Below are 10,362 nucleotides of genomic sequence, written 5' to 3' on the forward strand. Positions count from 1 at the left end.
GGCAGCCCCAATTTAGCGGCTAAAACAGCTGAGTCGGTAGACGACCCAAGAATATAAATAGGGATATTCGTTCCAACACCAGGATAAGCTTTTACATAGCTTTGATCTTCTTCAGGTCCAAAGTAAGTCAGCAGAGATTGAACATCGTGCGGGAATGTGTAGACAGAATCCTTATCAGATCGTCTTAACGCACTCGCTGTCATCATGTCTGTTCCAGGAGCTCTTCCAAGTCCTAAATCCACACGATTTGGATAGATGGTCGCCATTGTTCCAAATTGTTCTGCCACGACTAACGGTGAATGATTAGGCAGCATAATCCCACCTGATCCTACTTTTATATGATCTGTATGTTCTAGAATATGTTTAATTAAAATTGCTGTCGCAGAGCTGACCATTGTCGGCGTATTATGATGCTCGGCAACCCAATATCGAGTATAGCCCATTTTTTCGGTCGCTTGCGCCAAGTCAACCATCGAATTAATGGCTTCTTTAGCATCCTGACCTTCTCTAATCGGTGCTAAGTTTAAAACAGAAACAGGGATTTGTATAGTTGACATGTTTGATGTATCCTCTCCTCGTTAAGTTACCCTCATACTAACAAAAAGTAACCAATAAACAAACTTTATTGCTTGACCATTCACTTAGAAAAGCTGTTGGAACTTATATAAATTATTTTTTTGTTACTATTTAGCTCATAGGTCTCAGCAATTGTTGAAGATGAAAATATAATTTAATACTCCCCATCTAGTTCATCCTTTACTTTCTCTGTTACGTTTAATCCACTTCTATTATGTTCGTTTTCTAGTTCAATCCCATTAGGAAGCAATTCTTCTTTATCCCCAATCTATCCATTCACCATACATGTTGATCCATTTCTTCAATTCTCTTATTAACTCAATCTTAGGAATGTCCTCTATATCAAGGTTTCTAGTTCACATATACATTCCATATGAAGACGCCTCCATGTCTATAAGGTACAAGTATTATCTTCATATCTTGCCCGTTCCCCAAGAGCGTCTTGCTTTACAGCAACGAATTATGCTCTAACGATCTATAAAAAAATGCCCCAAACCCTTAAAAGGATTTGAAGCATTTTTCTGGTTCGAACTTAATGTTCTGAACACTTGGATGTCCCAGGAGAGATTCGAACTCCCGACCCACGCCTTAGAAGGGCGTTGCTCTATCCAGCTGAGCTACTGGGACATTATGATATTTTTGGCGGTTCGTTATGTAATTCCTTACATTGTACTCTCCGTCAGGACATTTATTATTATAGTACGATATCGACATAAAGTCAACACTTTTTCTCACTCTTTTTTAGAAGAGAGAGGAGAAGTTATTTCCACTTCTCCATTATACATAAATTCAGCCCAAATTGTAAGCCCTATTTAAATCTTTTACTTCTGCTCCTTCGTGGTCATAAAACGTTACGGCAGCTTCTTTGTCAATGACTTCAACAATCGCATAGGTTTTTTCTTCTCTTCCTCGCGGCAAACGAATACTCCCTGGATTAATATAGAGCCGACCGTCAATAAGTTCAGATCCCGCTTGGTGAGAATGACCGAAACAGATGATAGACGCATCCTCTTCCTCCGCTTTATAGGATATATTCATTAACGTCATTTTAATATTATATAAGTGACCGTGAGTAACTAAAAAACGAGTTCCTTCTATCTCTTCAACAACAGCATCTGGGTATCCTGTATCGTAATCACAATTACCACGGACACCGATGAAATCAGTCATAACTGGACTCTCTTGCTGCAGTTCTGAATCTCCACAATGTATCATTGCGTCTACGTCTTTCTGATGACGATTTTTTATGGCTTGTACCTCTTCCGTAAGACCATGACTGTCACTGATGATCAAGGTTTTCATCTGCTGCTCCCTTCTCTCGTTAAAAATAAATCAAGCCCTTTTTCCAGCTCTTTCAACGCATTTGCCCGGTGACTAATCGCATTTTTCTCTGCTGATTCAAGTTCAGCCATTGTTTTCCCTTTTTCCGGGACATAAAATACAGGATCATATCCGAAACCATTTGTACCAGCGGGTGATTCAGCAATACGGCCTTCCACATAACCAGAAACAGTAATCGTTTCCTGATTTGGCGATGCTAATGCAAGTACGCAATAAAAACGAGCCGTTCTTTTTTCAGCAGGAATATCTTTTAATTCCTCCAGTAGTTTTTGTGTATTGGCTTCGTCATTTTTATCTTCACCTGCATATCGAGCCGAGTAAACACCAGGACGGCCATCTAATGCATCCACAACCAAACCAGAATCATCTGCCATGACAACTTGATTTAATTCTTTTGCAATTGTTTCTGCTTTTAAAATAGCATTTTCAGCAAAGGTCGTTCCTGTTTCTTCCACGTCTGTCGCGTTTTCATAATCAAGAAGCGTATGAATTTCATACCCTCTAGGTGAAAATAAACTTTCAAATTCCTTTGCTTTTCCTTTATTTTTCGTTGCAATCAGAACATTTTTCATCGTTACACTCTCCTGAATAGCTGCATAGTTTGTTTCTTTAGTCTACCACAATCAGGATATTTGCCCAAAAGAAATAGGAGCCGCTTTTCGCGTGCCCCCGAATAATCAGTATTAGAAACTACCCGTATTAACCTTTGCCGGCCGGCTTACTGGTTCCGAAAGCGGCTTGCCATCTTCTTTCAATAAATCAGCATTTCCATCCACTTTCAGCTCTACACGTTCAATACCCTTCTGTTCTGTTAATGAGAGAACAAGTGCATCAAGTACTTGCTGGGAAACCTTTTTCTCTTTAAAACTATTTAGAATCGATTCATTGAAATTCAAGGTAACCATGCCATCCGCTAATTGAGGCTCATCCAACAGTTCTACATCAGACATCACAATTGATTGTAAACCGGAGAAATGTGATGGTCCTTTAGCTAGTTCCTGCACAACCGCTGTCACGTTATCCACATCGGTCTCGTTCACCCGCTTGGTTATAGGCACATAATAATAATTGCCTTCCTCTCCGCCGATATAATAAACCGTTAATGCTTTCGATTGACTTATATCATTAACGCCGCTTGTATCTAAATTAATGCCGCTTGCCCGAGACAGACCTTCCTGCACTGGTGTACCGTTAACCGGCATCTGCTTCAGTTCTGTACCATTCAACTTAAGCTTGACTGTCTGCACTGAATCAAACTGTGTCAACGTCCAAGTCACAGCCTGCAGAATTTTCAGCTCATCTTCTTTCTTGTAATTCTTAAACTCTTTTGAAAAATCAACCACCGCTGTCCCATCTTTAATATCCACACTTACCTGAGTACCCGCTGGCAGAACCGCTCTAAAACCAGAAGGAAGGACATTCGATACCGGGCCATCCTCCACCAGATATTCCAGCGACTGCTTAGCAACACCTCCGCCTTGTGTAGATGGCAGTGCCAATGTTTGCGGAACCACATATCCGCTGCTATCAATTAAATACAATTCTGTCTTTACACTTGCTTCCTCAGTTTCCTTGTTCACATCAACCTTCGTTTCAGTTAGGTCTCCCTCCAATTTAGAAGGACTATCGACAAGTGATACATCCGGCGGATCGATTTTATTTTTTTCCTCGCCGGTAAACAAGCCACAGCCTGATAAAAGAACAGCAGAGGCCAGAATGGTCGTGGCAACTGTTGCCTTTGTTACATTGGACATATATATCCCTCCCAGGACGGTTTGTACTACTATTTATACGAGCCCTGGGAAGTTTTAGACCGAAATCTTTTTATTTTATAAAAAAACTCCCATCATGGGAGCCTTAGTCGAGCTTAATTGTTTGTACCATACCAACCTGTTCACCAATCCAGGAACGGGCAATATCCTGAAAAATATCCTTGGATCCTGTGGTGAAAAATTGATGCTTCGGTTCCTCTGATGAGACATTCATCAGCCCTTTATGTTCAAGAATAACACTTGCTTCACGGGCCGTTTCATCTCCTGAAGAAATCACTTGGACTCCTTTACCCATGTACTCTCTAATTACTGGACCAAGCAAAGGGTAATGTGTACAGCCAAGTATCAGTGTATCAATACCCGTACGTTTCATCGGCTTTAGCGTTTCGGCAATAACCTTTTCCACGATCCTGCCTTCAAATTCTCCACTCTCAACAATCGGCACGAATTTCGGGCAGGCCAAACTATCAACGTTTACCTTTTTATTAATGGAAAGAAGCGCCTGATTATAGGCCTCACTCTTAACCGTTCCTTCGGTGCCAATAACACCTATATGTAGATTGGTAGAGACCTTCAAGGCAGCACGTGCACCAGGATTAATGACGCCGATTACAGGAATAGACAGTTCCGCGTTAATCTCATCAAGCGCTGCTGCTGTTGCCGTATTACAGGCGATAATCAGCATTTTAATTTGTCGTTTTAATAGGAAACGAGTTAGTTCCCATGTGAAGTCTTTCACTTCTTCCTTCGTTCTCGGTCCGTAGGGACATCTTGCTGTATCACCAACATACATTATATGTTCATTAGGAAGTTGACGCATCACTTCTTTTGCAACCGTCAATCCGCCAACCCCCGAATCAATAATTCCGATTGGTCGTTTCAATTATATCGCCTCAATCTTCTCGCATTTCTTGATGTAGTTTAGTTAGATTCTTAGTGAGGGAAGCTATGTCTGTATCTGAAAAATCGCTTAAAATATCCTGCAAATAAAGCTGCCGTTTCTTAATTACTTCGTCAATGATCCGTTCACCTTCCGAAAGAAGGTTAATGCGAACAACTCGGCGATCTTTATCATCTTTCACCCGGCTTACTAGTTCATTCTTTTCCATACGGTCGATTAAATCCGTCGTCGTACTGAATGCTAAAAACATTTTTGAAGAAAGTTCACCTATCGTCATATCGCCTTCTTCAAAAAGCCATTGCAATGCGACAAACTGCGGGGGGGTAATTTTATAGACATTCAATATTTCCCGGCCCTTTTGTTTAATCAGACTGGAAATATACCGTAATTCCTTCTCGATTTTTGCAACTTGATCCAATTTTAATTCAGTCATTCATGTTTCTCCCCCTAAAACTTCCTGCTCTTTATTGTCTCTGAAAATCAAAAAAAATTCAAGGTTGATGTTATAAGTTAAATTATGCTAAAAAAAGCACCAGAGACAGCAGCCGAAAGGGTCTCTCGATCTGGCTATCTTTGATGCATAGTAATCAGGGAAAATCTATTATTCTGCCATAAGCCTTCTCTTCTACTGCTCGTTGAACTGAAAGTTAAACAATCTATAATTTAAGTTCTCCCATGCGTAGAAGTTCGATAACTGCTTGTGAACGGCCTTTTACTCCAAGCTTTTGCATCGCATTTGAAATATGATTTCGAACTGTTTTTTCGCTGATAAACAATTCGCCTGCGATTTCTTTCGTTGTTTTGTCCTGAACTAATAATTCGAATACTTCTTTTTCTCTTTTGGTGAGAAGTGGCTTATGAGTGAACTCGTTGTCTTTCAAGTATGGTAACCCTCCCTGCCTTCACCAGCATAAAACCCGGAGTGGGTGTCTATTTAGTCAAGATATAGTATGTCAGGGAGGAGAAGGAAGTGACTGCTATATATGGGATTATGTGCTTTAAATAACGAGCAGCCGCTTTTATTTTCTTACTGGATTTTGCTTATCCATTAATTGTTTCATTTCTTCTGTCCATGCTAAAGGCTTACCTGTCGCTTTATTGATTTGGACGACCGTGCCCCTTCCCGTCAAACAGATTGATCCATCTTCTTTTTTACCCAAATAATGAATATCAGCGGATGAGTTGCCAATCTTGGCGGCCTTAACCTGAATACGCACTTTATCATTAAAGAACATTTGCTGCAGAAAATCACATTGCAAATCAGCAACTACCGGTATCGCTCCACTCTCATCATGGACCCAATCCTGCATAAATCCTAGACTTTTAAAGTATTCAATTCTCGCTTCTTCGAAATATGTGAAAGGTACCGTATTATTCAGATGTCCGAACATATCCGTTTCTGAAAATCGAACTTTCACTTCATGTGTAAAAGTAAAAGAAGCAGCCCACTCCTCCATGTTTTCGATATATGAAATTCTACTCATTATGACAACCCCTTTTTCCGAATAAAATGAATGGTTATTCATTCATTTTATTCGAAAAGGAACATAAAGGAAAGACTTTTGGTAAGAAAAACCACTAAGAGATCTAAACGAAGGCTGTATCTCTTAATTTCTTCTTTACAGCTCCTATTGGAAGACTAGTTTCATACTCTTGAAGCCATCATTCGGCCCATTCTGTGATACATTCGGCCCTAATCGCACTTCATTCGGCCCATTTCTACATTTATTCGGCCCAAAATCAACTTGATTCGACCCTCAGTAAATTTTTAAAAGAAAAAAAGCTGTCGATTTCTCGACAGCCAGTTTTTCTTTATACTTGATCGCTTCCGAAGAAGTTACGGAACATTTGGATAGATGTATCACGGTTTAATGATGCAATTGATGTGGTCAATGGAATGCCTTTTGGACAAGACTGCACACAGTTTTGTGAATTACCGCAATTGGCTAGTCCTCCGTCTCCCATAATTGTATTTAAGCGTTCTGCTTTATTCATTGCACCTGTTGGATGATTGTTAAATAAACGCACCTGTGAAAGTGCTTGTGGCCCAATGAAATCGGACTTATCGTTCACATTCGGGCAGGCTTCTAAACAAACACCACATGTCATACATTTCGATAATTCATATGCCCATTGGCGTTTCTTTTCTGGCATACGCGGACCAGGTCCGAGGTTATATGTGCCATCGATTGGAATCCATGCTTTTACTTTTTTCAAGGTATCAAACATCCGACTACGGTCAACCTGAAGGTCGCGGACGATAGGGAATGTGCGCATTGGTTCTAAACGTATTGGCTGTTCAAGTTGATCGATAAGTGCTGTACAAGATTGGCGCGGTTTACCGTTGATTACCATTGAACATGCTCCGCAGACCTCTTCTAGACAGTTCATATCCCAAGAAATTGGAGCTGTTTTTTTACCCTCAATTGTAACCGGGTTCCGTCTGATTTCCATCAGTGCAGATATAACATTCATATTCGGACGATAGTCCAAATCGAATTTCTCCGTGTAAGGGGCTGAATCCGGTGTATCTTGTCGAACGACTTCAAAACGAATTTTTTTTGTCTCAGCCATTACTTACTCCCCCTTTTTTAATGTTTTGTTGTATAGTCACGTTTCCGTGGTTCTATTAGAGATACATCAATATCTTCATAATGGAAGGCAGGGGCTGTTTTTGGACCAGTGAAGTTAGCCATTGTTGTTTTCATAAACTCTTCATCATTACGTTCTGGGAAGTCTGGCTTATAATGTGCTCCACGGCTTTCATCACGATTTAAAGCACCAATCGTAATAACACGTGCCAGCTGCATCATGTTTTTCAATTGTCTGGTGAAGGTTGCCCCTTGATTACTCCATTTTGCCGTATCATTGATATTGATATTTTCGTAACGTTGTAACATCTCTTGAATTCTTTCATCTGTTTCCTTAAGCTTATCGTTGTAACGGACAACGGTTACATGCTGTGTCATCATTTCCCCTAGTTCTTTATGAAGGACATATGCATTTTCTGTTCCATTTAAGGACATGATGTTATTCCATTTTTCCTGTTGTTCTTTAACCGCATCCGTAAACACTGTAGGTGAAACGGAATCAGCACCTTTTTCAAGACCTTGGATATATTTAACTGCATTTGGACCTGCCACACTGCCTCCATAAATAGCAGATAATAGTGAGTTCGCTCCTAGACGGTTTCCGCCATGCTGTGAATAATCACATTCCCCTGCTGCAAATAAACCTTGGATGTTCGTCATTTGATCATAATCTACCCATAATCCACCCATTGAATAGTGAACAGCTGGGAAAATTTTCATTGGAACTTTTCTTGGATCCTCACCCATGAATTTTTCATAGATTTCTATAATTCCACCAAGTTTAATATCCAGCTCTTTCGGATCTTTATGCGAAAGATCAAGGTATACCATGTTTTCCCCATTGATCCCAAGCTTCTGGTTCATACATACGTCAAAGATTTCACGTGTTGCAATATCACGTGGTACTAGATTTCCGTATGCAGGGTATTTTTCTTCTAGGAAGTACCATGGTTTCCCGTCTTTATATGTCCAGATCCGTCCGCCCTCACCACGAGCTGATTCGCTCATGAGACGCAATTTATCATCACCTGGCAATGCCGTTGGATGGATTTGAATAAATTCTCCATTAGCATAAGTAGCTCCTTGTTGATAAACAATGGAAGCCGCTGATCCTGTGTTAATAATAGAGTTGGTTGACTTACCGAAAATAATCCCTGGACCTCCGGATGCCATGATGACAGCATCACCCGCAAAGGATTTAATTTCCATACTGGTTAAATTTTGCGCAACGATGCCGCGGCAAATTTGTTCCTCGTCAACTACCGCTCCAAGGAACTCCCAGCCTTCATATTTCGTGATTAGTCCAGCCACTTCATAGCGGCGAACTTGCTCGTCTAAGGCATAAAGAAGCTGCTGGCCTGTTGTAGCGCCGGCAAAAGCCGTACGACTATATTGTGTACCGCCAAAACGACGGAAATCCAATAAACCTTCTGGAGTACGGCTGAACATAACACCCATACGGTCAAACATATGGATAATTGATGGTGCCGCTTCACACATTGCTTTAACCGGTGGTTGGTTAGCCAAGAAATCTCCACCATAGATCGTATCATCAAAGTGAATATATGGTGAATCCCCTTCACCCTTCGTATTTACTGCGCCATTTATTCCGCCCTGGGCACAAACTGAGTGGGAACGTTTTACAGGAACTATTGAAAACAACTCAACCTGCTGGCCTTCTTCAGCTGCTTTAATAGCAGCCATAAGTCCTGCTAATCCGCCGCCTACGATAATGATTTTACCTTTACTCACTCTTGCTCACTCCCTTATATCCAATATCAAAGCACGTGCTTTGACTAGTAATCTCATACAAAAGCAAAAATTGCTCTTACACCTACATAGGATAGAAGGACAAAGATGACCAACGTAACATATGTAGAAATCTGTTGTGATTTTGGTGAAACAGTAAGCCCCCAGCTTACGGCAAACGACCATAAACCATTAGCAAAGTGGAATGTAGTTGATAGAATACCAACAACATAGAAAGCAATCATAAATGGATCAGATAAAATATCTGCCATCATGTCATAGTTTACTTCTGCACCAAGTGCTGCCTGAATTCTGGTTGACCATACATGCCACACGATGAAAACTAACGTAACAATCCCGGTAACACGCTGTAATACGAACATCCAGTTACGGAAAAAGCCGTATCTTCCTGCATTGTTTTTAGCTGTAAAAGCAATATAAACGCCATAAACAGCATGATAAATCAATGGTATGAAAATGATAAATACCTCAAGAAAAATTCTGAATGGCAGACTTTCCATAAAATGCGCTCCTGAATTGAAAGCTTCCGGACCTTTTGTTGCCATATAATTGACAATCAGATGTTCCAACAAAAATAGGCCGACTGGAATAACTCCAAGAAGCGAGTGCAGTCTGCGGTTTCCAAACTCACGATTTTTTGCCAATTAGTGCCCCCCCTTAATTTGTGAAAATTCATGCAAAGATAAACAGAAATTCCCCTTTATCCCAACATTTCTAATCTATTTCTTTCTTTCTAACAATTATGTGACATGTTCATTTTACTCCTGACTGGTAAAAGCGTCAAGAAAACGGATACAAGATTTCTTTTTTAAAATAGAATTATTGTTCTGAATCGTTCAAACAAAAGGAGAATATATACCCTAATACCAAAAATGGATTAATTTATCAGTAAACTCTTTTTCTCAAAAAAGAAAATTACTCGTAAATGGATAATAATTGTACGAATTTAGTATCACTTCCGTTTATAATAGAGTTATATAGAAAGTGGGGAAATGCCTTGAAAAAAGAAAATCAAACACTACTTGATTCCAAGGATGAAGGTGAATTATCAATCCCCGTCTTTGGCCATGAACTCATAAGAGAAATATTATTAAAAGATCTTCTAGGACCGAACTCTCGCCAGGTGCTCTATTGGGCAGGAAAGCGTATGGCTCGTAAATTCCCACTTGGAAGCATGGAAGAAATTATTGAGTTTTTCAACAGTGCTGTTGCGGCTCAGCCTCTTTACAAGCTTCTTGAAAAGGATTTCAAGATATGGCTTGATAAAATAGTTGAGTACTGCGAAAACGGTCAGGTGAAGTGCTATGCCGAAAACGCCTTTAACGAGGTGTCGAACGCTTGTCGCATTCTTCCGCTTGACGTAAAGAATGCTCTTTGCAACGAGATCGACACTCCCGAGGACCTTGCGGTC

At 40.3% G+C, this 10,362-nt stretch carries 12 protein-coding genes and 1 tRNA gene; 1 reads left to right on the forward strand and 12 read right to left on the reverse strand.

Features of this window, described 5'->3' with window-relative positions; all coding sequences use genetic code 11:
• The 12 genes from AC52RT_RS17105 to AC52RT_RS17160 form a co-directional block, all read right to left on the reverse strand.
• Nucleotides 1–557 (reverse strand): MsnO8 family LLM class oxidoreductase (locus tag AC52RT_RS17105; protein ID WP_495541859.1); only part of this gene is annotated, 557 nt, incomplete at its 3' end.
• A gap of 572 nt (nucleotides 558–1,129) precedes the next feature.
• Nucleotides 1,130–1,203: transfer RNA gene (locus tag AC52RT_RS17110), tRNA-Arg, on the reverse strand.
• 162 nt (nucleotides 1,204–1,365) lie between these two features.
• Complete coding sequence (locus tag AC52RT_RS17115) at nucleotides 1,366–1,878, reverse strand: metallophosphoesterase (RefSeq protein ID WP_495541860.1); 513 nt, start codon at nucleotides 1,876–1,878, stop codon at nucleotides 1,366–1,368.
• Nucleotides 1,875–2,489: an XTP/dITP diphosphatase gene (locus tag AC52RT_RS17120; RefSeq protein WP_495541861.1), complete on the reverse strand. Its 615-nt coding sequence runs from the start codon at nucleotides 2,487–2,489 to the stop codon at nucleotides 1,875–1,877. Before AC52RT_RS17120 ends, AC52RT_RS17115 begins: the two co-directional genes overlap by 4 nt.
• Nucleotides 2,490–2,600: 111 nt before the next feature.
• Nucleotides 2,601–3,671 carry a GerMN domain-containing protein gene (locus AC52RT_RS17125; RefSeq protein WP_495541862.1) on the reverse strand — a complete coding sequence of 357 codons (1,071 nt, stop codon included), beginning with the start codon at nucleotides 3,669–3,671 and terminating at the stop codon, nucleotides 2,601–2,603.
• A gap of 103 nt (nucleotides 3,672–3,774) precedes the next feature.
• Entirely contained in the window at nucleotides 3,775–4,572 is a 798-nt protein-coding gene (gene racE / locus AC52RT_RS17130; RefSeq protein ID WP_495541863.1) for a glutamate racemase, read from the reverse strand.
• Between the two features lie 10 nt (nucleotides 4,573–4,582).
• Nucleotides 4,583–5,023 carry a MarR family winged helix-turn-helix transcriptional regulator gene (locus tag AC52RT_RS17135; RefSeq protein WP_495541864.1) on the reverse strand — a complete coding sequence of 147 codons (441 nt, stop codon included), beginning with the start codon at nucleotides 5,021–5,023 and terminating at the stop codon, nucleotides 4,583–4,585.
• A 223-nt stretch (nucleotides 5,024–5,246) separates the two neighbouring features.
• Entirely contained in the window at nucleotides 5,247–5,471 is a 225-nt protein-coding gene (locus tag AC52RT_RS17140) for a helix-turn-helix domain-containing protein (protein ID WP_495541865.1), read from the reverse strand.
• A gap of 138 nt (nucleotides 5,472–5,609) precedes the next feature.
• On the reverse strand, nucleotides 5,610–6,074 hold the full coding sequence (locus AC52RT_RS17145; RefSeq protein ID WP_495541866.1) for an acyl-CoA thioesterase: 465 nt from the start codon (nucleotides 6,072–6,074) through the stop codon (nucleotides 5,610–5,612).
• 328 nt (nucleotides 6,075–6,402) lie between these two features.
• Nucleotides 6,403–7,164, reverse strand: coding sequence for a succinate dehydrogenase iron-sulfur subunit (gene sdhB / locus AC52RT_RS17150; protein ID WP_495541867.1), 762 nt, complete (start codon nucleotides 7,162–7,164; stop codon nucleotides 6,403–6,405).
• Between the two features lie 17 nt (nucleotides 7,165–7,181).
• Nucleotides 7,182–8,933: a succinate dehydrogenase flavoprotein subunit gene (sdhA, locus tag AC52RT_RS17155; RefSeq protein WP_495541868.1), complete on the reverse strand. Its 1,752-nt coding sequence runs from the start codon at nucleotides 8,931–8,933 to the stop codon at nucleotides 7,182–7,184.
• A gap of 53 nt (nucleotides 8,934–8,986) precedes the next feature.
• A complete protein-coding gene (locus AC52RT_RS17160; protein WP_495541869.1) occupies nucleotides 8,987–9,595 on the reverse strand; it encodes a succinate dehydrogenase cytochrome b558 subunit in 609 nt (202 codons plus the stop codon).
• A 407-nt stretch (nucleotides 9,596–10,002) separates the two neighbouring features.
• Between AC52RT_RS17160 and AC52RT_RS17165 the strand changes: the two genes are divergently transcribed.
• A partial coding sequence (locus tag AC52RT_RS17165; protein ID WP_495541870.1) for a DUF2507 domain-containing protein occupies nucleotides 10,003–10,362 on the forward strand: 360 nt, incomplete at its 3' end.

It is taken from the genome of Peribacillus sp. (genome assembly GCF_059453735.1).